At 76.6% G+C, this 23,549-nt stretch carries 20 protein-coding genes and 1 tRNA gene; 13 read left to right on the top strand and 8 right to left on the bottom strand.

All coding sequences use genetic code 11. The features are described 5' to 3' along the window. The first annotated feature begins 2 nt into the window (after positions 1-2). Positions 3-851 carry a cytochrome c oxidase assembly protein gene (locus U5M74_RS12240; RefSeq protein ID WP_410909223.1) on the top strand — a complete coding sequence of 283 codons (849 nt, stop codon included), beginning with the start codon at positions 3-5 and terminating at the stop codon, positions 849-851. 10 nt (positions 852-861) lie between these two features. Here the strand turns inward: U5M74_RS12240 and U5M74_RS12235 are convergent, their stop codons facing one another. Beyond that, positions 862-1,461 (bottom strand): ribonuclease H, encoded by a 600-nt coding sequence (locus U5M74_RS12235; RefSeq protein ID WP_410909222.1) that lies wholly within the window; start codon positions 1,459-1,461, stop codon positions 862-864. Positions 1,462-1,670: 209 nt separating this feature from the next. On the opposite strand from U5M74_RS12235, the gene U5M74_RS12230 reads away from it, so the two are divergent. The 3 genes from U5M74_RS12230 (at position 1,671) to U5M74_RS12220 (ending at position 6,648) form a co-directional block, all read left to right on the top strand. Next, the gene (locus tag U5M74_RS12230; RefSeq protein WP_410909221.1) at positions 1,671-2,852 is read left to right on the top strand and encodes a VIT1/CCC1 transporter family protein; all 1,182 of its coding nucleotides are present in this window, start codon (positions 1,671-1,673) and stop codon (positions 2,850-2,852) included. Positions 2,853-3,031: 179 nt separating this feature from the next. Then, positions 3,032-4,672 (top strand): hypothetical protein, encoded by a 1,641-nt coding sequence (locus U5M74_RS12225; protein ID WP_410909220.1) that lies wholly within the window; start codon positions 3,032-3,034, stop codon positions 4,670-4,672. A gap of 95 nt (positions 4,673-4,767) precedes the next feature. Beyond that, positions 4,768-6,648, top strand: coding sequence for a hypothetical protein (locus U5M74_RS12220; RefSeq protein ID WP_410909219.1), 1,881 nt, complete (start codon positions 4,768-4,770; stop codon positions 6,646-6,648). Positions 6,649-6,726: 78 nt separating this feature from the next. Here U5M74_RS12220 and U5M74_RS12215 read toward each other — a convergent pair whose 3' ends face one another. Both U5M74_RS12215 and U5M74_RS12210 read right to left on the bottom strand, forming a co-directional pair. Next, a complete protein-coding gene (locus tag U5M74_RS12215; RefSeq protein WP_410909218.1) occupies positions 6,727-8,166 on the bottom strand; it encodes a gluconate:H+ symporter in 1,440 nt (479 codons plus the stop codon). Beyond that, entirely contained in the window at positions 8,166-8,696 is a 531-nt protein-coding gene (locus U5M74_RS12210) for a gluconokinase (protein ID WP_410909287.1), read from the bottom strand. The genes U5M74_RS12215 and U5M74_RS12210 overlap by 1 nt, the downstream gene beginning before the upstream one ends. Before the next feature lie 113 nt (positions 8,697-8,809). Here U5M74_RS12210 and U5M74_RS12205 point away from each other — a divergent pair, with 113 nt between their 5' ends. Together U5M74_RS12205 and U5M74_RS12200 are read left to right on the top strand one after the other, a co-directional pair. Continuing rightward, a complete protein-coding gene (locus tag U5M74_RS12205; RefSeq protein ID WP_410909217.1) occupies positions 8,810-9,508 on the top strand; it encodes a FadR/GntR family transcriptional regulator in 699 nt (232 codons plus the stop codon). A 73-nt stretch (positions 9,509-9,581) separates the two neighbouring features. Then, positions 9,582-10,880, top strand: coding sequence for an MFS transporter (locus tag U5M74_RS12200; protein ID WP_410909216.1), 1,299 nt, complete (start codon positions 9,582-9,584; stop codon positions 10,878-10,880). Positions 10,881-10,908: 28 nt separating this feature from the next. On the opposite strand, the gene U5M74_RS12195 is transcribed toward U5M74_RS12200, so the two are convergent. Further along, a complete protein-coding gene (locus U5M74_RS12195) occupies positions 10,909-11,046 on the bottom strand; it encodes a hypothetical protein (protein WP_410909215.1) in 138 nt (45 codons plus the stop codon). An 87-nt stretch (positions 11,047-11,133) separates the two neighbouring features. Then, a complete protein-coding gene (locus U5M74_RS12190; protein ID WP_410909214.1) occupies positions 11,134-12,381 on the bottom strand; it encodes an MFS transporter in 1,248 nt (415 codons plus the stop codon). A gap of 167 nt (positions 12,382-12,548) precedes the next feature. Between U5M74_RS12190 and U5M74_RS12185 the strand changes: the two genes are divergently transcribed. Both U5M74_RS12185 and U5M74_RS12180 read left to right on the top strand, forming a co-directional pair. After that, the gene (locus U5M74_RS12185) at positions 12,549-12,854 is read left to right on the top strand and encodes a GNAT family N-acetyltransferase (RefSeq protein ID WP_410909213.1); all 306 of its coding nucleotides are present in this window, start codon (positions 12,549-12,551) and stop codon (positions 12,852-12,854) included. Positions 12,855-12,970: 116 nt separating this feature from the next. After that, the gene (locus U5M74_RS12180; protein WP_410909212.1) at positions 12,971-13,342 is read left to right on the top strand and encodes a GNAT family N-acetyltransferase; all 372 of its coding nucleotides are present in this window, start codon (positions 12,971-12,973) and stop codon (positions 13,340-13,342) included. Positions 13,343-13,382: 40 nt separating this feature from the next. Here the strand turns inward: U5M74_RS12180 and pgm are convergent, their stop codons facing one another. The 3 genes from pgm to U5M74_RS12165 all read right to left on the bottom strand — a co-directional run bounded on the left by pgm (position 13,383) and on the right by U5M74_RS12165 (position 16,840). Further along, positions 13,383-15,062, bottom strand: a complete 1,680-nt coding sequence (pgm, locus tag U5M74_RS12175) for a phosphoglucomutase (alpha-D-glucose-1,6-bisphosphate-dependent) (RefSeq protein ID WP_410909211.1) — start codon at positions 15,060-15,062, stop codon at positions 13,383-13,385. A gap of 148 nt (positions 15,063-15,210) precedes the next feature. Continuing rightward, complete coding sequence (locus U5M74_RS12170) at positions 15,211-15,807, bottom strand: bacterial proteasome activator family protein (protein ID WP_410909210.1); 597 nt, start codon at positions 15,805-15,807, stop codon at positions 15,211-15,213. Between the two features lie 55 nt (positions 15,808-15,862). Next, a complete protein-coding gene (locus U5M74_RS12165) occupies positions 15,863-16,840 on the bottom strand; it encodes an NAD(P)H-quinone oxidoreductase (RefSeq protein WP_410909209.1) in 978 nt (325 codons plus the stop codon). Between the two features lie 140 nt (positions 16,841-16,980). Between U5M74_RS12165 and U5M74_RS12160 the strand changes: the two genes are divergently transcribed. The 5 genes from U5M74_RS12160 to U5M74_RS12140 all read left to right on the top strand — a co-directional run bounded on the left by U5M74_RS12160 (position 16,981) and on the right by U5M74_RS12140 (position 22,783). Next, on the top strand, positions 16,981-20,511 hold the full coding sequence (locus U5M74_RS12160) for a nitrate- and nitrite sensing domain-containing protein (RefSeq protein WP_410909208.1): 3,531 nt from the start codon (positions 16,981-16,983) through the stop codon (positions 20,509-20,511). A gap of 79 nt (positions 20,512-20,590) precedes the next feature. After that, positions 20,591-21,040 carry a roadblock/LC7 domain-containing protein gene (locus U5M74_RS12155; RefSeq protein WP_410909207.1) on the top strand — a complete coding sequence of 150 codons (450 nt, stop codon included), beginning with the start codon at positions 20,591-20,593 and terminating at the stop codon, positions 21,038-21,040. Positions 21,041-21,051: 11 nt separating this feature from the next. Beyond that, positions 21,052-21,465 (top strand): DUF742 domain-containing protein, encoded by a 414-nt coding sequence (locus U5M74_RS12150; protein ID WP_410909206.1) that lies wholly within the window; start codon positions 21,052-21,054, stop codon positions 21,463-21,465. A gap of 529 nt (positions 21,466-21,994) precedes the next feature. Beyond that, positions 21,995-22,540, top strand: a complete 546-nt coding sequence (locus tag U5M74_RS12145) for a GTP-binding protein (protein WP_410909286.1) — start codon at positions 21,995-21,997, stop codon at positions 22,538-22,540. A 155-nt stretch (positions 22,541-22,695) separates the two neighbouring features. Next, a tRNA-Ser gene (locus U5M74_RS12140) sits at positions 22,696-22,783 on the top strand. Positions 22,784-23,549 lie beyond the last annotated feature (766 nt).

Genomic DNA, 23,549 nt, shown 5'->3' with positions numbered 1-23,549 from the left:
CCGTGGCGGGGCACGGCTCCGGCCACGTCCACCCGGGCGGGCACGGCGGGGCGGGCGGGTTCGCGCCGTCCGGCTGGGCGGTGCTCGACGCCGCCGTGGTGCTGCTGCTGGTGGCCGCCGGCGTCGCCTACGGGATGGGCCTGGCGCGCGCCCGGGGCCGCGGGCCCTGGCCGGCCGGCCGCGCCGTGGCCTGGTACGCGGGTCTCGTCTGCGCCGGCGGCGCGCTGGTCGGGCCGCTCGCCGCCGCCGCGCGGACCGGCTTCACGGCGCACATGGCCGGGCACGTGCTGCTCGGCATGCTGGCGCCGCTGCTGCTCGTGCTCGGCGCGCCGGTGACGGTCGCCCTGCGCGCCCTGCCGGTCGGGGGCGCCCGGCGGCTGGCCCGGGCGCTGCGCGCGCGGCCCGTGCGGGTCCTCGCGCACCCGGTGACGGCGGCGATGCTGCACGGCGGCGGGCTGTGGCTGCTCTACGCCACCGGGCTGTACGCCGCGATGCACGCGTCGGTGCCGGTGCACGCGGCGGTGCACGCGCACGTGCTGGCCGCGGGCTACCTGTTCACCGCGGCGCTCGTGGGCGTCGACCCCGACCCGCACCGGGCCTCCGTGCGGGTGCGGGCCGCGGTGCTGGTGGCGTTCGTGGCCGCCCACTCCGTCCTGGCGAAGCGGCTCTACGCGCACCCGCCGGCCGGCGTGGCCGGGGACGACGCCCGGCAGGGGGCGCAGCTCATGTACTACGCGGGCGACGCGGTGGACGTCACCCTCATGGTGCTGCTGCTGGCCGGCTGGTACGCCGCGACCCGGCCGCGAGACGCCGCGCGCACGGGGGCCGTCCCCTGGCGCGAAGCCGCCTAGTCGAAGCGGCCTAGTCGAAGAGGGTGCCGAGCTCCCACTGAGGCGCGGCCTCGCGGGCGCCGGCGCGCCGGCGCTCGGCGCCGGCCGCGACGGGCTCGTCGGCGCGCGGCCGCCCGGCGGCGGTGTCGCCGTCGGCGGGCAGGTCGGCGATGAGCACCGAGCCGATCTCGCCGCGGCCCGCGGCCCAGTCGCGGGCGGCCAGGCCGGCGAGCTCGTCGGCCCGCTCGTTGAACGGGTTGCCGACGTGGCCGCGCACCCAGCGGAACCGCACGGGACCCTCGCGGTCCGTGATCGCGCGGTCGATGGCGCGCACGAGCTCGAGGTTCTTCACCGGCGAGCCGGACGCGGTGCGCCAGCCCTTGCGCCGCCAGCCCTCGATCCACTCGGACGCGCACCGGATCGCGTACTGCGAGTCGGCCTCGATGAGCAGCGGCTCGGCGCCGGGGTGCGCCTCGACGGCGCGCAGCACGGCGGTCAGCTCGGCGACCTGGTTGGTGCCGGACGCGGCGCCGCCGGAGTCGAAACGGCCGCCGTCGTGAGCGACCCAGGCCCAGCCGATCGCCCCACCCGGGTTGCGCAGGCACGATCCGTCGGTGCTCACGATGATCACGGGCAGGCATTCTGCCCTGCGCCGCCGACACAAGCGACCATCCGGGCGCCGACGCGCCGCGGCGGGGCGGGCACGCGCGCGGCGGGGCGGCGTCGCGGGACGTCACGGCGGCGGCCGGCGCGCGGACGGCGTCGGCACGCCGTCCGCAGCGGTCCGCGGATTGGGACGGGCGAAACCGAGGGGACCCCGCGCGGCGGGATCATGCGGGCATGGCCACCCCCACCCCCGCCGAGCGCGCCGCCGGCCAGCACCCGTCACGCCGCCGCACGCCGGGCGACGTGCGCCGGTGGCGCCGCTACCTCGCCGACGAGCGCGCGGAGGCCGCCGTCTACCGCGACCTGGCGGGACGCCGCTCGGGGGAGGAGCGCGAGATCCTCCTCGCGCTCGCCGAGGCCGAGCGCCGCCACGAGCAGCACTGGCTCGACCTGCTGGGCGACGACGTCGGCCGCCCGCTGCGGGGCGACCTGCGCACGCGCGCGCTGGGCTGGCTCGCCCGCCGGTTCGGCGGCGTGTTCGTGCTCGCGCTCGCGCAGCGTGCCGAGGCACGCTCGGGCTACGTCGACGAGGCGGACGCCACCGCGGCGATGGCCGCGGACGAGAAGATCCACGAGGAGGTGGTGCGCGGGCTGGCCACCCGCGGCCGCAACCGGCTGTCGGGCACGTTCCGCGCCGCCGTCTTCGGCGCCAACGACGGCCTCGTGTCCAACCTCGCCCTGGTGCTGGGCATCGGCGCCTCGGGCGCGGCGCAGCACACCGTGCTGCTCACGGGCCTCGCCGGCCTGCTCGCCGGGGCGCTGTCGATGGGTGCGGGGGAGTTCGTCTCCATCCGCTCCCAGCGCGAGCTGCTCGAGGCATCCTCGCCGGCCGCCGACGCCGCCCGGGCGCTGCCGCACCTCGACGTCGACGCCAACGAGCTCGCGCTGGTCTACCGGGCGCGCGGCATGGCCGCCGCCGAGGCGCAGGGGCACGCCGACGCCGTCCTGGCCCGGCTCGCCGCCACCGGCACGCTGACCGGCACCGGCGCCGTCCCCGTCGCCCCCACCGCGCGGGACCTGCACGCGAGCCATGACGCGGAGGCGGACGCCGGCGTCGAGGCCGACGACCTCGAGACGCACGGCACCGCGTGGGGCGCCGCGCTGTCGAGCTTCTGCTTCTTCGCCTCCGGCGCCGTGATCCCGGTGCTGCCGTACCTGCTGGGCCTCGAGGGCCTGACGGCGGTGGTCGTCGCGGCCGTCCTGGTGGGCGTGGCCCTGCTCGTCACCGGGGCCATCACGGGCCTGCTGTCCGGCACGTCGCCGCTGACCAGGGCGCTGCGCCAGCTCGCCATCGGCTTCGGCGCGGCCGCGGTCACCTACGTGCTCGGGCTGGCGTTCGGCACCACCGTGGCCTAGCCCGGCCCCTGGCGGCCCCGCGCCCGCCCCCCGCACAGGGGTCCCGAGGCACCCCGCGGCTATCGGTTGCGAGGCTCTGCGGGGCTGTGCACCCTGGCTGCACCGGCCCTCGTGGCCGGACCGACGGTGACGCGTCGGGCTGCCGCCCGGCGTCGCTCCCGCGGGAGCAGGGGGGAAGCATGACACGACGCGTCGAGCGCGCCGCCAGGCCAGGGGGCCTGCGTCGGTGGCTCGTGCGCGCCGCGGCCGCGACGGCCGGGGCGTGCGGGGCCACCGCGCTCGGCGTCGTGCTCGCCGCCGGGGCGTCCGCCGACGAGCGGCCCGGGCTCGGCGACGTGCTCTCCCCGGTCACGGCGACCGTCGAGCACGTCGCGAAGCCCGTCACCGACACCGTGCGGACGGCGACGAAGCCCGTCACCGACACCGTCAAGGCGGTCGCCGCGCCGAAGCCCGCCCCGAAGCCCGCGGCGCCCCAGCCGAAGCCCGAGCCGAAGCCGGCGCCCGAGCCTGCGGCGGCCCAGCCGAAGCCTGAGCCGAAGCCGGCGCCCGAGCCTGCGGCGGCCCAGCCCGCCCCGAAGCCCGCCCCGAAACCCGCGGCGCCGAGGCCGGCCGAGCACGCGTCGAAGCCGGCGACCTCGCCCGCCGCGGAGCAGCCGGCCGATCAGCCGGCCGAGCGGCCCGCTGCAGACGGTCCGCTGGCCGGCGTCGTCGCCCCGGTCGCCGAGACCGTGGGCGCCGTCACCCGGCCGGTCACCGACCCCGTCGTCGAGCAGGTGCTCGCCCCGGTGGTCGACGGCGTCGTCGCTCCCGTCGTCGACCCGGTCGGCGAGCTCGCGGGCGGGCTCCTCGACCCCGTGGCCGGCGTGGCCGGGCCCGCGACCGAGGCGCTCGCGCCCGTCACGGGTGGCGCGGCGGACGTCCTCGCCCCGGTCACGGGGAGCCTGCGGCCCGTGCTCGGGGTGACGACGCCGGTGCTCGATGCCGTCGCCCCCGTGGTCGCGCCGGTGACCGGCGTGGTCGGCGAGACGCTGACCCCGGTCGTCGGTGCGCTGACGCCGGTGCTCGACGCGGTCGCCCCGGTGACCGACCCCGTGGTCGAGGTCGTCGCGCCGGTCGTCCGCCCGCTCGAGCCCGTCCTGGAGCCGGTGGTGACGCCGATCGGCGCGCCGCTCGCCCCGGTCGTCGACCCGCTGGTCCCGGTCGTCGAGCCGGTCACGGACCCGCTCGCCCCGGTGACCGGCCCGGTGACCGACCCGGTGCTCAGTCCCGGGACGGGTCCGGTCACCCCTTCCGTCCCGGCCCCCGCGCTGCCGTCGGTGCCGGACTCGGTGCCGGGCTCGGTGCCGGGCTCGGTGCCGGGTTCGGAGGACGCCGCGGACCCCTCGGCCGGTGCCCCGACCACCGCCCCGACCGTCGCCGACGCGGCCGCCCCGGAGGCGGCCGCCGCCCCGGCCGGCACCACCGTCGTGGCGGACGCCCCGGCCGCCGCCGCGACCCCCGCCGGGGCCGGCGTGGCCCTCGCCGGCGGCGGGACGCCGACGGCCGTCGCCGCTGTGGAGGCCGCCGTCGCGGCGGCCGCGGCCCCGACGTCGACGGACGTGCCCACCTCCGCCCCGGCCGCGCCGGTGGCCCCGGCGCCCGCTGCCGGCGGCGCCCAGAGCTCCTCGACCTCCACCTCTCCGCTGCGCGGTCTCGACGGCGCGGCGGCCGACCTGGCGTCCGCCGCCACGGCCGGCGCCACCTCGTGGCTCCTCGCCGCGGCCGAGACGCTGTCGCGTCACACGTCGACGTTCTTCGACGTCCCCGTCTCTCCTGCCTGACCTGGTCGCGCCGCGCGCCCGAGCGCGGCACGCACCGCCGTCGGCGCCCTGCCGACGCACGACCACGTCATTCCTTTCCTTGGCAGGAGACACACATGAACAGCAACGCGAGACGAGCCGTGCAGACGGTGCTCGTCGCGGGCGGCCTGCTGGTCGCCGGGGCCGTGACGGCCCACGCCGCCGAGGGCGACGTCCTCGACGCGAACCTCGGCGAGGACACCTCCGTCGCCGTCAACCTCTCGGGCGTCTCGGAGGAGCTCCCGGACGTCCAGGTCGAGACCGACGTCGACCTCCCTGCGGTCGACACCGAGCCCGTCGAGGAGACGGTCGAGGAGGTCGCCGGCGACGGCGGCCTGGTCGACGACGTCGTGGGTGCCGACGCCCCCGACGCCACCACCACCGACGACCTCGTCGACACGGCCGCGCAGGACGCCGCCGACACGGTAGAGGACGGCGCGGCGCTCGACGTGCCCGCCGTCGTGGACGACGTGACCGGTGACGCCGGCGTGGTCGACGACGTGCTCGAGGACGGCGGCGCCGATGCGGCGGCCGAGGACGTGACGGACGCCGGCGGCGCCGTGGACGACGCCCTGGGCACCGGCTCGGCGGTCGAGGACACGCTCGACGCGGTGGCCGGCGAGGACGGCGTCGTGGACGACGTCGTGGGGGCGGACGAGCCCTCCGGCGGCGTGACCGACGGCGTCGTGGAGGCCGTGGTCGACGACGTCGACACCGCGGCCGACGACGTGCTGGCGGGCGACGTGCCCGCCGTCGTGGGCGACGTCACGGGCGAGGACGGCGTCGTGGACGACGTGCTCGAGGACGGCGGCCTGGACGCGGTCGCCGAGGACGTCACGTCCGTCGGCGGCGCCGCGGACGACGCCCTGGGCACCGGCCCGGCGCTCGAGGCCACGCTGGGCGCGGTGATCGGCGAGGAGGGCGTCGTGGACGACCTCGTGGGCGCCGACGAGCCCACGGCGGGGCTGACCGACGGTGCGGTGGAGGCCGTGGTCGGCGACGTCGACCAGGTGCTCGACGAGCTCGTCGCCGGCGACCTGGACGGGGTCGCCGACGGCGCGCTCGACCAGGACGGCCTGGTGGACGACGTGCTGGAGGACGGCGGCCTGGACGCGGTCGCCGGCACGGTGGGCGACACCGCCGGCCGGCTGGACGACACGCTCGGCACCGAGCCGGTCCTCGGGGGCACCGTGGACGCCGTGCTCGGCGAGGACGGCGTGCTGGACGACGTGCTCGGCCCGGACGCGCCGTCCGCGGGCCTGACCGACGGTCTCCTGGAGGAGGTCGTCAACGACCTCGACGGCACCGTGGACGAGCTTCTCGAGGGCGACCTCGGCGGGGTCGTGGCCTCCGTCGTCGGCGAGGACGGCCTGCTCGACGACATCCTCGAGGACGGCGCCGCGGGCGTGGTCCCGACCGACCCGACGACGCCGGGCGACGGCGGCGACGGCACCGACCCGACCGACCCGACGGACCCGACGACGCCGGGCGACGGCGGCGACGGCACCGACCCGACGGACCCGACGGGCCCGACGACGCCGGGCGACGGCGGCGACGGCACCGACCCGACCGACCCGACGGGCCCGACGGGCCCGACGGGCCCGACGACGCCGGGTGACGGCACCACCGCGCCGGGCGCCGGCTCGGGCGGCGGCTCGGGCGGCGGCTTCGGCGGCGGCGTGCCCACGTCGCCGGGCGGTGTCGTGACGCTGCCGGGCGGCGTCGGCACCGGCGGCACGGACGCCGGCACCACCGGCGCCGCTGACGTCGACGCGATGACCGGTGCGACCGGCGGTGTCGACACCGCCGGCACCGACGGCACGGGCACCGACGGTGTCCCGACCCTGGCCCGCACGGGCGCCGACGCCGGCCTGGCCGGCCTCGCCGCCCTCCTGCTGGCCGCGGGTCTCGCGCTCGCCGGCACCCGCCGGCGGCTCGCGCTCGCCGCGACCCGCTGACGGCGACCGGCGCAGCCCTGAGACGCCGACGGCTACGGACCCCAGAGGTCCGTAGCCGTCGGCAGGGGCGCGCCGTCGCTAGACGACGAGCCCGAGCAGGAGCACGGCCACGAGGGCGACGACGGACAGCGTGGTCTCCATGAGGGACCACGTCTTGAAGGTCTGGCCCACGGTCATGCCGAAGTACTCCTTGACCAGCCAGAAGCCCGCGTCGTTGACGTGGGACAGGAACACCGACCCGGCGCCGATGGCGAGCACCAGCAGGGCCGCGTGGGTGGGGTCGAGGCCCGCGGCGATGGGCGCCATGATGCCGGCGGCGGTGATCGTGGCGACGGTCGCCGACCCGGTGGCCACGCGGATCAGCACGGCCACGAGCCAGCCGGCGAGCAGCGGGTCGAGGTTCGCGTCGGAGATGCCCGAGGCGATGACGTCGCCCACGCCGGTGCTGACGAGCGTCTCCTTGAAGCCGCCGCCGGCGCCCACGATGAGCAGGATCCCGGCGATCGGGAGGAAGGAGGAGCCCACGAGGTCGCCCAGCTGCTGACGGGTGCGGCCCACGGCCGTGCCGAAGGCGAGCAGGCCCACGAGCGTGGTGATGAGCAGGGCCACCAGCGGCTCGCCGAGGAACTCCAGCACGCCGCCCCAGCCGGTCCCGACCTGGCCCGCGACCTCGACGACGGCGCGCGCCAGCATGAGGATCACCGGCAGCAGCACCACGAGCACGGACACCGCGAAGCTGGGCCGGCGCCGCGGCTCGACGGCGGATGCACCGTCGCCCGACGTGCCGAGCACGGTCGTCGGCGGCGGGAGCGGCACCCAACGCGCGAGGACCTTCGCCAGCACGGGGCCGGAGAGCACCACGGTCGGCACCGCCACGAGCAGGCCGAGGCCGAGGGTGAGGCCGACGTCGGCGCCGAGCGCCTCGATCGCCAGCAGCGGGCCGGGGTGCGGCGGCACGAGGCCGTGCAGCGCGGACAGGCCGGCGAGCGCCGAGATGCCCACGAGCACGGGGTTCATGCGCGCGCGCCGGGCGACGATCATCACCACGGGGATGAGCAGCACCACGCCGACCTCGAAGAACAGCGGGATGCCGACGACGAACGCGACCAGCGCCATCGCCCACGGCATGCGGCGGGCCGGCGTCCTGGCGATGACGGTGTCGACGATCCGGTCGGCACCGCCGGAGTCGATGAGCAGCTTGCCGATGATGGCGCCGAGCGCGATGAGCACGCCCACGCCGCCGACGGTCGAGCCCAGGCCCTTGGTGAAGCTGTCGAACGCGTCGACCAGGCCGGTGCCGGCGGCGACGGCCAGCACGCCCGAGCCGATGACCAGGGCGAGGAACGGGTGCATCTTCGCCCAGACGATGAGGGCGACGATGACGGCGATGCCGAGCACCGCGGCCAGCACGAGCCGCGGCGTGGAGGCCGTGGGCGCCGCAGCGTCGGCGGCGGCGAGCACGGCAGGCACGTGGGTGGCCAGGGGGCCGGGAGCGGACCCGGCGAGCGTGGCGAGCATCAGCGCTCCTCCGTCGTCCGGGACGCCACGGCGCCGGCGGGGCGGATGCCGCGGGCGGCGAGGCGCTCGACGATCTCGTCCACGATCTGCGCGGGCCGCGGCGTGACGTCGACGGTGAAGCCGGCCTCGTCGCCGCCCAGCGGCTGGAGCGTGGCGAGCTGGCTCTCGAGCATCGCCGGCTTCATGAAGTGCCCCGCCCGGCCCTGGATGCGCTCGGTGAGCAGCTCGCGGCTGCCGGTGAGGTGCACGAACAGCACCCCGCCGCGCGCCTCGCGCAGCACGTCGCGGTAGGCGCGCTTGAGCGAGGAGGCGGGCACGACGCCGACGCGGCCGGCGTCGTGCTGGGCGCTGAGCCAGTCGCGGATGGTGCCCAGCCACGGCCAGCGGTCCGCGTCGTCCAGGGGGACGCCGGCGGTCATCTTGGCGACGTTCGCGGGTGGGTGGAACTCGTCGCCCTCCGCGAAGGAGGCGCCGAGCCTGCCGGCGAGGAGCGCGGCGACGGTCGTCTTGCCGGAGCCTGCGACTCCCATGACGACGATGCTGGGGTTCTGGTGCGTGACCTCGGTGTCCACGCGGAGCATCCTGACCGATTGGTAACACCTTTAGCAAACCCGGAGGCCGTGCGGCCGCTTAGGCTTCCGCCATGCCGACCGTCGTCCTCCACAGCGCCGTGGTCGACACCCTCGGGCTGCGCATCACCGGCGGTGCGCTCGAGCCCGGCCGGGTGCTGACCCTGGAGTCGATCAGCGCCGAGTTCGGGGTGTCCCGGACGGTCGCGCGCGAGGCGATGCGCATGCTCGAGGGCCTGGGCCTGGTGCGCTCCGGGCGGCGGGTCGGGCTCGTGGTGCTCGGCATCGAGTCGTGGCAGGTCCTCGACCCGCGGGTCATCGCCTGGCGCCTGCAGGGTGCCGGCCGGGTCGACCAGCTGCGCTCCCTCACCGAGATGCGCCACGCCGTCGAGCCGCTCGCCGCCGCGGGCGCCGCGCGGCACGCGCCCGCGGCGGTCCGCGCCCGGCTCGGGGAGATCGCCGCGCGCATGCGCGCGCTGGGCGAGGCCGGCGAGGGCGACCACGCGGAGTTCCTCGGCCTGGACGTCGAGATGCACGAGCTGCTGCTGCGGCACAGCGGCAACGAGCTGTTCGGCGCGCTCACCGACGTCGTCGCCGCGGTGCTGTCCGGGCGCACCGCCCTGGGCCTCATGCCGGCCTCGCCGGTGCCGGGCGCGCTCGAGCAGCACGAGGCCGTGGCCCGCGCCGTCGCCGGCGGGGACCCCGACGCCGCCCGCCGCGCGATGGAGGCGATCGTCGGCGAGGTGCAGGAGGCGCTGCACCGGCTGCCCTGACCCGCGGCCCGGGCCGTGCGGGCACGCCGCGGCACCGTCCGCGGCCGTCGCCGCGGCGTACGATCGGCGCACCATGCCCCGCCTCCTCGCCGACCTGACGCCGCTGCGCGTCTCGCCGGAGTACCGCCGGCTGTGGTGGGGGCTGGGGGTCTCGAACCTCGGGGCGCAGCTCACCGTGGTCGCCGTCGGTCTGCAGGTCTACGAGCTCACCGGCTCGACGCTGGCCGTCGGCACCCTCGGCCTCTTCGCCCTGGTGCCGCTCGTGGCGCTCGGCCTGTACGGCGGCGCGCTCGTCGACCACTACGACCGGCGCCGCGTCTCGTTGCTGGCCTCGGCGGTGCTGTGGCTGGTCACCGCCGCGATCGCCCTGCAGGCGTGGCTCGACGTCGGCTCCGTGGGCCTGCTGTACGGGCTGGTGGCGCTGCAGTCGGCGGCGTTCGCCATCAACAACCCGGCGCGCTCGGCCATCATCCCGCGGCTGCTGCCGGCGTCGCTGATGCCCGCCGCCAACGCGCTGCAGACGCTGGCCTTCAACGTGGCGCTCACCGGCGGGCCGCTGCTCGGCGCGGCGCTCGTCGCGACGGCGGACTACGCCGTCGCCTACACGCTCGACGCGCTGATGTTCACCGCGGCGCTGTGGGCCGTGTGGCGGCTGCCGGCGCTCCCGCCCGAGCCGGGGGAGACGGCCCCGGCCGCCGCCGGGCGCCGGCGCGTCGGGCTGCGCTCGGTCCTCGAGGGGCTGCAGTTCCTGGCCACGCGCCCCAACCTGCGCACGTCGTTCCTCGTGGACCTGTGCGCCATGGTGCTGGCGTTCCCGCGCGTGCTGTGGCCGGCCGCCGCGGTGCTGTACCTGGGCGGCGGGGAGACGACGACGGGCGTGCTCGCCGCCGCGTTCGCCGCGGGCGGCATCCTCGCCACGCTGTTCTCCGGTCCGCTCGGGCGGATCCACCGGCACGGCCGCGCCATCGCGTGGGCGATCACCGGGTGGGGCGTCTCCGTGGCCGGGTTCGGCCTGGTGCTCGTGCTCGTCGGCCGCACGCAGCCGCAGGGTGTGCTGCTCGGGGCGGTGGTGCTCGCGTGCGTCGCGCTGGGGCTGGCCGGCGGGACCGACGCGCTGTCGTCGGTGTTCCGCCAGTCGATCCTGCAGACCGCCGCGCCGGACCACATGCGCGGCCGGCTGCAGGGCGTGTTCATCGTCGTCGTCGCCGGCGGGCCTCGGCTCGGCGAGCTGGTGATGGGTGCCGGGTCGAGCTGGTTCACCGAGGGGTGGGCCGCCGTCGTCGGCGGCGTGGCGAGCGTGGCGGCGATGTGGGTCGTGGTGCGGCTCAACCCGCGCTTCTGGCGCTACGACGCGCGCTCGCCGCAGGCCTGAAGCACCCGTCGGGCCCCACCGCCGTCGGTCAGAGGCCCGCGGCCAGCGCGGACAGGAACGGCACCGCCATCACCGCGGCGGGCGCCAGCACGAGGATCGCCGCGACGGTGCCGAGGAACCACCACAGCTCGCGCCGCCGCGCCGCGGCGGATCTCTTCGCGCCCATGCCGCGAACGTACCGGTCAGGGGCCGGCACGGAAAGGGTCGGCGGCTCGGCCGCCGGCCGGCCGCCGTCACCGGCCGCCGGCCGTGCTCAGGCGGGCTCGGTGACGTCCTGCACCTGCTGGTGCGGCCGCAGGCGCCGCAGCAGGGGCAGCGTCACGAGCGCGATGAGGGCGCTGGCCCACGCGGCGCCCATGGCCACGTGGAAGCCGGCGGCGGCGCCGGCCTCCTCGATGCGGGTGCCGGCGAGCCAGGAGCCGAGCGAGGCCCCCACGCCGAGCGCCGCGCTCACCCACGCCAGCGCCTCCGTGAGCCGCTCCGGCGGCACGAGGGCCTGCGCCATCGCGTTGCCGTTGATGATCGTCGGGGCGATCGCCAGGCCGGTCACCGACATCACCGCCGCGAGCGACAGCAGGCTGTGCGTGACGAGGAACAGCGAGACCCCGGCCGCGAGTCCCACGAGCCCGATGACGAACCGGACGGACAGCGACGAGCGCAGGTGCAGCGCGCCGTAGACCAGGCCCGCCACCAGCGAGCCCAGCGCGAAGGCGGCGAGGATCAGGCCGGAGAGGCCCTGGTTGCCTTGCTCCTGCGCGAACGCCACCGTGGCGACGTCGGAGGCGCCGAAGATCGTGCCCATCGCCACGAACGTCACGGCGAGGACCGGCATCCCCGGCATGAGCACGGCGGACCGCCGTCCCGGCGCCCGCACCGTGCCGATCCGGTCGCCGCTCGCGGCCGCCGCCAGCGGCGGCTCGGTGCGGCGCTGGGCCAGGAACATCAGCGCGCCCGCGCCGCCGACGACGACGGCCACGGCCACGCCGGCGGGCGGCAGGACGGCGGTGGCCAGCGTGGTCGCCAGGACCGGCCCGATGATGAAGCCGAGCTCGTCGACGGCCGACTCCAGCGAGTAGGCGGTGTGCAGCCGCTTCGGCTCGCGCACCACGTGCGACCAGCGGGCGCGCACGTAGGAGCCGTACGAGCCCTGCGAGCCGCCGCCCAGCAGCGCGAACAGCCACAGCAGCGCCTCGGGCGCGCGCAGCCACGCGGCCACCACGAGCGCCGTCAGGCTCAGCGTGGTGAGGGCGAGCATGGGCAGCAGCACCCGGCGCTGCCCCGAGCGGTCCACCCAGCGCGCCACCTGCGGCGACAGCAGCGCCTGGGCGATGACGAGCACGCCCGAGACGCGGCCGGCGGCCGCGTAGGAGCCGTACAGCCCCTCCACCATGAGCACGGTGCCGATCCCCACCATGGACTGGGGGAGGCGGGCCAGCGCGCCGGCCGCGGAGAAGGCGGCGGCGCCGGGCACGCGAAGGACGTCGGCATAGGGGTTGGGCACGGCCCGATTGTCTCAGGCCCGGAGGCGTCGCGGCGCGGCTTTTCCGGCCGCGTCATGGCGCGTCATGGCGGGTCATGGCCGCGTCCCGCCGCGTCGTGGGCGCTCGCGGCAGGGGGCCGCCGGCGCACGGCGCGCGCTCGTCGGACGTCGTCGCTAGCGTGCGAGGCATGAGCGACGAGCCCGCCGGCACCGAGGTCTGCACCGTCGTCCACGTGCCCGAGCGCTCGCGCTACGAGGCGCGCTCGCCCGACGGCGGGCTCATGGGCGTGCTGGAGTACCGGCGCACGGACGGCGTCGTCGTCATGCCGCGCACCGTCACGCTGCCGCCGTTCCGGGGGCGGGGCGTCGCCGCGGCGATGACCCGGCGGGCGCTGGACGACGCCGCGGCGGCCGGCGACCGCGTCGTGCCGGCCTGCTGGTACGTGGCGGAGTTCGTCGACCGCAACCCCGGCTACGCGCGCCTCGTGGCCTGACACGGGCCTGACACGGGCCTGACACGGGCCTGACACGGGCCTGGCACGGGCCTGACACGGGCCTGACACGGGCCCGGCGCTGGCCCGACGCGGACCCGGGGCCCACGATGGGCACCATGAGCGAGCAGCGGAGCACCGAGCAGGACGTGCAGCAGGACGCGCGGCCGGACGTCACCGTCACCCAGGACGCCGAGCAGCAGGCCTTCGTCGCCACGCTCGCGGACGGCACGGTGGCCGGCGCGGCGTACTACCACCTGCTCGGCGACGCGCTGGTCTTCACGCACACGGAGGTGGACCCGGCGCTCGAGGGGCAGGGGATCGGGTCGAGCCTGGTGGCCGGCGCGCTCGCGGCCGTCCGCGATGCCGGGTCGAAGGTCGTGCCGCTGTGCCCGTTCGTGCGCGCGTACATGGCCCGCCACCCCGAGCACGACGACCTGCTGCGCACGTACACGGACCTGGGGACGCGCAAGGCCGGCCCGGGCGCCTGACGGCGTCGTCCCGGACCGGCCTGCGCGCGTCCGCTCCCCGTCAGGCGAGGGCGTCCGAGACCACGTCCTTGGCCGCCGCCTGGACCTGCGCCAGGTGGTCGGCCGAGACGAACGACTCGGCGTAGATCTTGTAGACGTCCTCGGTGCCGGACGGGCGCGCGGCGAACCAGGCGTCCTCGGTCGTCACCTTGAGCCCGCCGATCCTGGCGCCGTTGCCCGGCGCCTCGGTGAGCCGGGCCGTGATGTCCTGCCCGGCCAGCGTGGTCGAGGTGACCTGCTCGGGGGACAGGGCTCCGAGCCGGGCCTTCTCCTCGCGGCTGGCCGGCGCGTCGACGCGGGCGTACCAGGACTCGCCGTAGCGCTCCACGAGCCCGCGGTGGTGCTCCGACGGCGACTTCCCGGTCGTCGCGATGATCTCCGAGGCCAGCAGCGCCAGCAGCAGGCCGTCCTTGTCGGTGGACCACACGCTGCCGTCGCGGCGCAGGAACGACGCCCCGGCCGACTCCTCGCCGCCGAACCCGACCGAGCCGTCCAGCAGGCCGGGCACGAACCACTTGAACCCGACCGGCACCTCGATCAGGCGCCGCCCGAGCCCGGCGGCCACGCGGTCGACGAGGGCCGAGCTCACCAGCGTCTTGCCGACGGCGGCGTCGGCCGGCCAGCCCGGGCGGGCCCCGCCGTACAGGTACTCGATCGCCACGGCGAGGTAGTGGTTGGGGTTCATCAGCCCCGCGTCGGGCGTGACGATGCCGTGCCGGTCGGAGTCGGCGTCGTTGCCGGTCGCGACGTCGAACGGCGCGGTGCCGCCCTCGCCGGTCATGCGGGTCACGAGCGACGCCATCGCCGACGGCGACGAGCAGTCCATGCGGATCTTGCCGTCCCAGTCGAGCGTCATGAACGCCCAGCGCGGGTCGACCTCGGGGTTGACCACGGTGAGGTCGAGCCGGTGCCGCTCGGCGATCGCGGCCCAGTACTCGACCGAGGCGCCGCCGAGCGGGTCCGCGCCAATGCGCACGCCGGCCGAGCGGATCGCGTCGAGGTCCAGCACGTTCGGCAGGTCGTCGACGTAGGTGGTCAGGTAGTCGTGCTTGTGCGTCGTGCCGGCGGCCAGGGCCTGCTCGAGCGGCACGCGGGCCACCTGCTGCCAGCCGGAGCGCAGCAGCTCATTGGCGCGGTCGGCGATCCAGCGCGTGGCGTCGGTGTCCGCGGGGCCGCCGTGCGGGGGGTTGTACTTGAAGCCGCCGTCGCGCGGGGGATTGTGCGACGGGGTGACCACGATGCCGTCGGCCAGGCCCGGGCCGGAGGTGCGCACGCCCGACTCCGTGCCGGCGCCGTTGTGCAGCAGGATCGACTGGCTCACCGCGGGGGTGGGCGTCCACGAGCCGCGGGCGTCGACCATGACGTCCACGCCGGCCGCGGCCAGCACCTCGAGCGCCGTCTGCCACGCCGGCTCGGACAGCGCGTGCGTGTCCCGGCCGATGAACAGCGGGCCGTCGGTGCCCTGCGTGCGGCGGTACTCGACGATGGCGGCGGTGATCGCCACGATGTGCGCCTCGTTGAACGCGTGGTCGAGCGACGAGCCGCGGTGGCCGGACGTGCCGAAGACGACCTGCTGTGCGGGGTCGTCCGGGTCGGGCGTCAGGTCGTAGTAGGCGCCGACCACCTGGTCGACGTCGATGAGGTCCTCGGGGAGGGCGGGCTGCCCGGCGCGTGCGTGCATGGGACCGATGGTGCCAGCGCCCGGCGGAGGGCGCGCGGAGACGCCGCCGGGAGTGCTGCGGGCCGTCTGACGGCGAGGACGGAGCGGGCAGCGGCGTCGGCGGGCCCGCGGTGCGGTGCCGGCCGGTGGTGCCGGCCGGCGAGGAGCGTCAGAGGTACTGGCCGGGCCCCGGGCGCTCGTCCGGCCGCGGCGCGCCGGGCTGCTGCGCGCCGGGGAACCCGCCGGCGGCGACGCCCGGCGGCAGGCCGCGGCGCATCTGGGACAGCTGCGCCTGGGCGGCCATCTGCTGGGCCACCAGGGCGGTCTGGATCCCGTGGAACAGGCCCTCGAGCCAGCCCACGAGCTGCGCCTGCGCCACCCGCAGCTCGGCGTCCGACGGCGTCGCCTCGTCGGAGAACGGCAGCGTGATGCGGTGCAGCTCCTCGATGAGGTCGGGCGAGAGCCCGTCCTCGAGCTCGTGGATGGACCGCTCGTGGATCTCGGCCAGCCGGTTGCGGGCGGCCTCGTCGAGCGGGGAGTCGCGCACCTCGTCGAGCAGCCGCTTGATCATGCCGCCGATGCGCATGACCTTCGCGGGCTCCTCGATGCGCGACACCTCCTCGCCGGTGTCCAGCTGCGCCTCGACGGCCACGTCCTCGCCGTCGGGCGTGACCACCCGCGGCTCGGCGCCGTCCTGCGCCGCGGCCTCCTGCGCGGCGCCGTCCTGCGCCGTCCCGTCCTGCTCCGTGCGGTTGTCGTCGCTCATGCCTCCACCCTCCGCCATGGGACCGGTGCCGCGCGCGCCGAGGCGCTCGCGGCCGTCAGGGGACCAGCAGCACCTTGCCGAACGCCTCACCGCGCTCGAGCAGGGCCATCGCGTCCTCGGCGTCGGCGAGCGGCACGCGCGCGTGCACGACGGGCCGCACGCGCCCGTCGGCCACCATCGGCCACACGTGCTCGCCGACGGCGGCGACGATCGCCGCCTTCTCCTGCGGGCTGCGCGAGCGCAGCGTGGTGCCGGTGACGGTGGCGCGCTTGGTCATGACCGCGTTGAGGTCGAGCTCGCCGCGCCGGCCCTTCTGCAGCCCGATCACCACGAGCCGCCCGCCCGAGGCCAGGACCCGCACGTTGTCGGGGAGGTTCGCCGCGCCGACGACGTCGAGCACGACGTCGGCGCCGTGCCCGGCGGACGCCGCCCGCACCGCGGCGACGAAGTCCTCGTGGCGGTGGTCGACGACGGCCTCGGCGCCGAGCTCGCGGCACCGGTCGGCGCGCTGCCGGCCGCCGGCGGTGGCGACGACGTGCGCGCCGAGCGCCGCCCCCAGCTGGACCGCGACGGTGCCGACGCCGCCGGACCCGCCGTGCACCAGCAGCCACTCGCCGGGCCGCAGCCGGCCGGTGTCCACGAGGTTCGTCCACGCGGTGCACGCCGCCTCGGGCAGCGCGGCCGCGTCGACCAGGTTCACGCCGTCGGGCACGGGGAGCGTCTGGGCGGCGCGGGCGACGACGGCCTCGGCGTAGCCGCCGCCCTCCAGCAGGGCCACCACGCGGTCGCCGACGGCGCGGTCGGTCACGCCGTCGCCCACGGCGACGACCGTGCCGGAGACCTCCAGGCCCGGGAAAGGTGGCGCACCTGACGGTGGCGGGTAGTGCCCGGCGCGCTGTAGCAGGTCAGCGCGGTTGACGCCACTCGACGCCACCTCGATGAGCACCTCACCTATGCCCGGTTTAGGCGTTTCTGTCCGGGAAAGGACGAGTTTCCCTCCGCCGTGCTGTGCCGATATCGTGACCGCTCGCACGCCGATGGAGCCTACTCGCGCGCCCCGGTGCGGCGAGCGGAGGCTCGGCTGCACGGACGTCGTGACGGCGGAGAGACCGCTCCGGCCCGTCGGCCCAGAACCGGCGACGGGCCGTGGCCGACGAACGAAGGAGAGTGCGCATGCTCCGCTGGCTGGGTGTTCGCGGAAAGATCCTGGCGACCCTCGCCGTGCCGGTCCTCGTCCTCGCCGTCGCCGCGGCCTGGATCTCGTACGACTCGCTGATGACCGCGCAGCGCGCCGGGCAGACGTCCGAGGTCGTCGACCTGCTCGCCGTCCAGGACCGCGCCGGCTCGGCCGTCGCCGCCGAGCGGGCGCTGAGCGTCGCGATGTCGCTGGGGATCCCGGGCGCGGGCGAGCAGTACGAGGCCGCCCACGCGGAGACGGACGCCGCCCTCGAGGAGCGCGACCAGGCGCTGCTGTCGGCCAGCACCGACGCCCTGCCGCAGGCCGTGCAGGACGCGATCACCACGACGCTGCGCGACCGCGACGCCGTGACGCGCCTGCGCGAGGAGATCGTCTCCGGCGCGGCCGACGAGGCCGAGGCCACCGAGCGCTACACCGAGATCATCGACCGGGCGCTCGACGTCCCGCGCGAGCTCGCGCAGGCCACCGACGACCGGGGGCTCTCCCAGCGCATCGAGGCCTACGTCGCCATGGACGAGGCGATGCTCGCCGTCGTCGAGGAGCGCCCCGTCGTCGGCGCCGTGCTGAGCATGGCCGCCACGGGCCGGAGCAGCTCCGCGCTCTCGCTGCGCATGGCCTCGCTGCTGCACACGACCGACACCAGCCTCGCGGAGGCCCAGCAGCAGCTGGAGGCGGCGCCCGGCGGCGGCACCCTGCCCGAGATCACCGGGGCGTTCGGCGACGTGCGCTCCGCGCTGCTGTCGGGCGAGGTCGCCGCCCTCGACCCCGCCGAGGCCGCGAGCTGGTCCCAGCTCTCGCAGGACTGGGTCACCGCGGCGCAGTCCGCCCGCGACGACGTGCGCGCGGACACGAGCACGGCGGCGGGGGACCTCGCCGGCGACGCGACGCGCACGGCCGTCGTCACCGCCCTCGCGGTGTTCGGCCTGCTGCTGCTGTCCATCGCCATCGCGCTGGTCATCGCCCGCCAGATCGTGCGCCCGCTGCGTCACCTGACCTCCGCCGCCGGCCAGGTGCGCGACCGGCTGCCGCAGATGGTCGAGCAGATGCGGGTGCCCGGGCAGGTGCCGTCCCTCGACCTCGTCGAGATCCCCGTCGAGTCCCGGGACGAGATCGGCCGCCTGGCGACCGCGTTCAACGACGTCAACGCCACCACGGCGCAGGTGGCCCGCGAGCAGGCCGCCCTGCGCGGCGCCATCGCCGAGATGTTCGTCAACGTGGCCCGCCGCGACCAGGTGCTGCTGAACCGCCAGCTGGCGTTCCTCGACGAGCTGGAGCGCTCGGAGGAGGACCCGACCACGCTGTCGAACCTCTTCCGGCTCGACCACCTGGCCACCCGCATGCGCCGCAACGCCGAGTCGCTGCTCGTGCTCGCCGGCATCGACTCCGGCCGCCGCGTGCGCCAGCCCATGCCGGTCTCCGACGTCATCCGTACGGCGTCGTCCGAGATCGAGCTCTACGACCGCGTGCGGCTCGACCTGCGTCTCGACCCGCTGATGCTGGGCCACAACGCGCTGGGCGCCGCCCACCTCCTGGCCGAGCTGCTCGAGAACGCCACGATGTTCTCCGAGCCGCACACGCCGGTCGAGGTCTCGACGTCCCGCGACGAGCGCGGCGTCGTCGTCACCGTCCGCGACCACGGCCTGGGCATGACGCCGGAGGAGATCGACGCGGCGAACCGCAAGGTGGCCAGCCGCTCGGCGTCCGACGCCGTCGGCGCCCAGCGCCTCGGCCTCTTCGTCGTCGGCCGCCTCGCCGAGCGGCTCGGCGCCCAGGTCGGCTTCGCCACCGGCCCCGACGGGTCCGGCACCGTGGTGACCGTCGTCTTCCCGGCCGCCCTGTTCCTGCCCGACGAGGCGGCGCCGCTGCCGGCTCCGACCGACCCGCTCGAGGCCTCGACGCAGGCCGCCGCGGCGCTCCTCGGCCAGGGGGGCGGCCCGACGGCCGTGGTGACCGGCCCGCAGCCGGCGACCGTGCCGCTGGGCGGCGTGGCTGCGCCGGCCGCCGCGCCGGCGCCCGCGTACCAGCCCGTGGTCGCCCCGGAGCCGCCGGCCGCGGTCCCGGTCGACCTGGCCGCGCTCACCGACGGCACCACGGCGGCGGGCATGCCGCGCCGGCGCGCGTCGGGCGCCCAGCCGCCCGCGGACTCCGGCGCGGTGGTGCTCCCGCCGCTGCCCGCCCCCGCGCTCCCTGCCGACGTCGCCGACGGCGGCGAGGTCTGGACGCCGCCGGTGGACGTGCAGACGTCCGGGACCGCGCTGCCGAGCCGCCGCCGCGGCTCCTCGCCGGAGTCGGCGCCGCAGCCCGTCGCCCCGACGACGTCGCCCGTCGACGTCCAGGCGCGCACGGGGCTGTTCTCGAGCTTCCGCAGCTTCACGTCGCTGGAGCCCGACGTCGCCTCGACCGGGACGCTGCACCTCGAGGCGCCCGTCGAGGACCCGGCCGCCCTGCCCGAGCCGCTCACGCAGCCGATCGAGCCCGTGGTGGACGGCGGCGCCGACCGTCCGGCCGTCGAGCGCCCGGCCGAGCAGCCCGCGGCCCGGGAGCCCGCGGCCGCGCAGCTCGCGGCCGAGCCGGCTCCCGAGGCGCAGCCGGCGGCCGAGCCGGCTCCCGAGGCGCAGCCGGCGGCCGAGCCGGCTCCCGAGGCGCAGCCGGCCCCCCAGCCCGTCGCACGGCCGGTCGGCACCCCGCTGCCGCCGTTCGACGAGCTGATGGCCGACCTGCCCACGCGCCGCACCCTGCGCGAGGCCGGGCGTCGCCGCGGGCGCTCCGCGCGCCGTCCGGAGGAGGCGACGACGGGTCCGACCCAGGCGGCCGAGCCGACGACCCCGGCGGGCGGGACCGCCGCGGCGCCGGCCGCCACGGTCGCGCCGCAGCCTGTCTCGTCGTTCGCTCCCGCGGCCGCGCCCGAGCCCGCCGCCCCGGCGGTCGAGCCTGTGGCTTCGGAGCCCGCCGGTGCACCCGAGCCGGCCGTCGTCGCGGAGCCGGCCCCGTCCACCCCGGCGCTCGACGAGTGGCGCGGCAGCACGAGCCACGCCCCCGGCGGCACCGCGCTGCCCCTGCGCACGCCGAGCGGCGCGCGCGTCGCGGGCGAGCAGGCGGAGCCGGACGCGGCGGGGGAGACCCCGGACACCGTCGAGGCCCGCTCCGAGTGGATCGCGTCGGCCGTCCTCTACGAGGAGATGTCGACGCTCCTGCGTCGCGGCATCCTCCCGCAGGCGTCGCCGGCCGCCGAGGACGCCGCCACCTACCAGCCGCGCGCGGTCGCCGTGACCGACGGCTCCGGCCTCGCGCGGCGTGACCGCACCACGCAGGCGGAGGACCAGAACGAGCGCTTCACCGCCCGCATCCAGCGCGACCCGGAGCAGCTGCGGTCCCGGCTCTCGGCCTTCCAGTCCGCCACCCGGCAGGCGCGGCCCGGAGGCGAGGGCGAGCCCGCCGGCACCCCCGTCGCGCCCGACCACAGCCGGCGCCCGGCGCCCACCGAGACCGCGCCCGGCGCCCACTGACACCGCGCCCGGCGCCCACTGACACCGCGCCCACCGGGACGGGCCTCCGGCCCCCTTGGCGCACCGACGAGGAGGAACAGTGACCCTCAGCACCGAAGCGACCAACTTCGGGTGGCTTCTCGACAACTTCGTGAGGACGGTCCCCGGCACGCGCCACACCCTGGTGGTGTCGGCGGACGGTCTGCTCATGGCGATGTCCGACCGGCTCGACCGCACCAGCGGCGACCAGCTGGCGGCGATCGTCTCCGGGATGTCGAGCCTCACCCGCGGCGCGTCCCGCCAGCTCGACGGCGGGAACGTCCGGCAGGCCATCGTGGAGATGGACAACGGCTTCCTGTTCCTGATGAACGTCTCGAACGGCTCGGTGCTCGCCGTCGTCGCCGAGGCGTCGTGCGACATCGGCCTCATCGGGTACGAGATGGCCCTGCTGGTGTCCCGCACCGAGCAGACCCTCACCCCCCAGCTCATCGCCGAGATGCGCGGCAACCTGCCCGTCGAGGGCGCCGGCCGCGCCGGCACCGCGCACTGAGGACGCGCGCGATGTCGTACGGTCCGAACGGCGCGCAGGGCGCGCACGGCGACGGGTACGAGGCCGCCACGGTGCGGCCCTACGCCGTGACGGGCGGCCGCGTCCGGTCCGCCCTGTCCGACCTGCCCCTCGAGGCGCTGGTCGAGGTCATGCCGGGCGCGGTGCACGGCTACGGGCTCACCCCCGAGAAGCGGGCGATCCTGCGCCACGCCGCGCACACGTACGTCTCGATCGCCGAGCTGTCCGCCCTCCTGCGCCTGCCCCTGGGCGTGGTCCGCATCCTCGTCGCGGACATGCAGGCCGACGGCCTCGTCACCGTGCACACCTCGGCCCCGGTCAACGTCCACACGGGCCACGGCAGCACCCAGTCGGGCCTGTCCCTGAGCGTCTTGGAGAGTGTTCTCAATGGCATTTCCGCCCTCTGACCGCGCGACCGGCGGCTCGCCCGGCGGCCTCGCGCCGAGCTGGGCGCCCGTGACGTCGGGCGTCGGCGTCGCCGGCGCGGACGCGCACCCCGCCGAGACGCCCGCCGCGCCCACGGACACGCCCGCCCGCGCGAGCACCCTCGGTGCCGTCCCGGCCCCCGCACCGACCCCGGCTGCGGTGCCCGAGGCCGCCACGCCCGCGTCCGCCGGCAGCGCCGCGCCGGCTCCCGCCGCGGCCCCGGCCGTCGCGGGTCCGACGGCGTCCGCCGAACCCGGGGCGAGCACCGCGCCCGTGCCGCAGGTGCCGGCTCCTGCGCAGCCCGCTCCGTCCGTGGATCAGCGGCCGACGACCGCCCAGGCGCAGCCGGCGGCACCGACGTCGGCTCCCGTCCAGCCGACTCCCGTCCCGGCCCAGCCCGCCGCGCCGGTAGCGGCCCAGCCCGCTCCCAAGCAGTCCGCCCCCGCTCCCGCGCAGGCCGCCCCGGCCGCGGCACCGGCCGCCGACGCGCAGCGGACCGCCCCCACGGTCGTGAAGATCGTCGTCGCGGGCGGCTTCGCCGTCGGCAAGACGACGTTCATCGGCTCGATCTCCGACGTCGAGCCGCTCAACACCGAGGCCGCGATGACCGAGCACTCGGTGGGCGTGGACGACGCCGGCGGCGTCAGCGACCGCAAGACCACCACGACGGTCGCCATGGACTTCGGACGCGTGGCGCTGCCCGGCAACCTGTGGATGTACCTGTTCGGCACGCCGGGGCAGGACCGCTTCCTGTTCATGTGGGACGACCTGGTGCGCGGCGCGATCGGCGCCGTCGTGCTCGTGGACACCGACCGTCTCGAGCAGTGCTTCCCGGCCATCGACTACTTCGAGTCGCGCAACATCCCGTTCGTCGTCGGCGTCAACTGCTTCGACGGCGTGGCCAAGCACCGCCTCGAGGACGTCCGCGAGGCGCTGCAGATCCCGGCGCACGTGCCGATGCTCTACACCGACGCCCGCTCGCGGGCGGCGACGAAGCAGACGCTCATCGCGCTCGTGCAGCTGGCCATGCGCCAGCTGCGCGGCAGCGCCGCCTGACCGTCCTGGCACCCGCGTCGCGCACGGCCCCGTCGCCCACCCGGGCGACGGGGCCGTCGTCGTCCCACCGGGAGCGGTGCCGCGGGCGCCGGGTGCCGCCTCGCTAGACTGGGCGACCGCGCCGCCGGGCGTCGGCATCGCCCGCGCGGGCGCGAGGAGGGCTGACAGAGCGGCCGAATGTGACGGTCTTGAAAACCGTTGTGCAGCAATGCACCGGGGGTTCGAATCCCCCGCCCTCCGCCACGGCGCGTGCGGACGGCGACCAGGTCGTCGTCCGCACGCGCCGTCGTCGTTCGTGCGAGATGCCGTGACCGCCCCGCCCCGGGCGTCCTCGTCCGGTCGTCCCTGTGCGGTCCTCGTCCGGTCGTCCCTGTGCGGTCGTCCCTGTGCGGTCGTCCCCGCCTGGTGATCCCCGCCCGGCCGTCGCTGCCGGCTGGTTGGACCGATGGACCGGCATCGGCAGGCGCCGGCAGGTCGGCCTCGCCGCGAGTGGGCACCCACCGACGGAGAAGCGGCGGACCGCCTTCGGTGCAGGGACGGCCGACCGACCGAGCACTCCCCGGGCTGCGGCGTGGAGGTCGACGAGGCCCTCCGAGGGCCGGCCTGACCACGTGTGACGCAGGCCGCTCACCAGCGTTTTGACTCTCCCGGAAACCTCTGGGTAATGTTCTCGTCGTTCGCCCGACAGGGAGGAACGGACACCAGAACGGAACGGGGCCGAGAGGCGACGACCGGGCGCGGTGGCCGGTCCCGGGGCGGTTCCCGACATCCTTCTCGCGGGGTACATCTGTGCCTCGAGTCGGGCCAGGTGCGTCGCAGCTGATCGAGTCCTCTGATCTCCGGATCGGGCGGGTTTGACCGGATCGGGCGGATCGGGTAAGTTTGAAGGGTTGCCTCGGACGGGGTCGGGACAGAGGTTCCGGGTCCGGATGGTGTGCGTCGGTTGTTTGAGAACTCAACAGTGTGCTTGACAGTCAATGCCAAGTTTTATCCCTCGGGGGATCGGCCT

Origin of the sequence: Puerhibacterium sp. TATVAM-FAB25 (assembly GCF_046535855.1) — a bacterium.
Lineage (GTDB): Bacteria > Actinomycetota > Actinomycetes > Actinomycetales > Cellulomonadaceae > Puerhibacterium > Puerhibacterium variabilis_A.
This window is presented reverse-complemented; position numbering and strand designations above follow the sequence as displayed.

Excerpts from the sequence above, each read along its gene's own strand:
- U5M74_RS12230 (WP_410909221.1), top strand. The coding sequence starts at position 1,671 with ATGGCCACCCCCACCCCCGCCGAGCGCGCCGCCGGCCAGCACCCGTCA.
- U5M74_RS12225 (WP_410909220.1), top strand. The coding sequence starts at position 3,032 with ATGACACGACGCGTCGAGCGCGCCGCCAGGCCAGGGGGCCTGCGTCGG.
- U5M74_RS12220 (WP_410909219.1), top strand. The coding sequence starts at position 4,768 with ATGAACAGCAACGCGAGACGAGCCGTGCAGACGGTGCTCGTCGCGGGC.
- U5M74_RS12215 (WP_410909218.1), bottom strand. The coding sequence starts at position 8,166 with ATGCTCGCCACGCTCGCCGGGTCCGCTCCCGGCCCCCTGGCCACCCAC.
- U5M74_RS12210 (WP_410909287.1), bottom strand. The coding sequence starts at position 8,696 with ATGGGAGTCGCAGGCTCCGGCAAGACGACCGTCGCCGCGCTCCTCGCC.
- U5M74_RS12205 (WP_410909217.1), top strand. The coding sequence starts at position 8,810 with ATGCCGACCGTCGTCCTCCACAGCGCCGTGGTCGACACCCTCGGGCTG.
- U5M74_RS12200 (WP_410909216.1), top strand. The coding sequence starts at position 9,582 with ATGCCCCGCCTCCTCGCCGACCTGACGCCGCTGCGCGTCTCGCCGGAG.
- U5M74_RS12195 (WP_410909215.1), bottom strand. The coding sequence starts at position 11,046 with ATGGGCGCGAAGAGATCCGCCGCGGCGCGGCGGCGCGAGCTGTGGTGG.
- U5M74_RS12185 (WP_410909213.1), top strand. The coding sequence starts at position 12,549 with ATGAGCGACGAGCCCGCCGGCACCGAGGTCTGCACCGTCGTCCACGTG.
- U5M74_RS12180 (WP_410909212.1), top strand. The coding sequence starts at position 12,971 with ATGAGCGAGCAGCGGAGCACCGAGCAGGACGTGCAGCAGGACGCGCGG.
- pgm (WP_410909211.1), bottom strand. The coding sequence starts at position 15,062 with ATGCACGCACGCGCCGGGCAGCCCGCCCTCCCCGAGGACCTCATCGAC.
- U5M74_RS12170 (WP_410909210.1), bottom strand. The coding sequence starts at position 15,807 with ATGAGCGACGACAACCGCACGGAGCAGGACGGGACGGCGCAGGACGGC.
- U5M74_RS12160 (WP_410909208.1), top strand. The coding sequence starts at position 16,981 with ATGCTCCGCTGGCTGGGTGTTCGCGGAAAGATCCTGGCGACCCTCGCC.
- U5M74_RS12150 (WP_410909206.1), top strand. The coding sequence starts at position 21,052 with ATGTCGTACGGTCCGAACGGCGCGCAGGGCGCGCACGGCGACGGGTAC.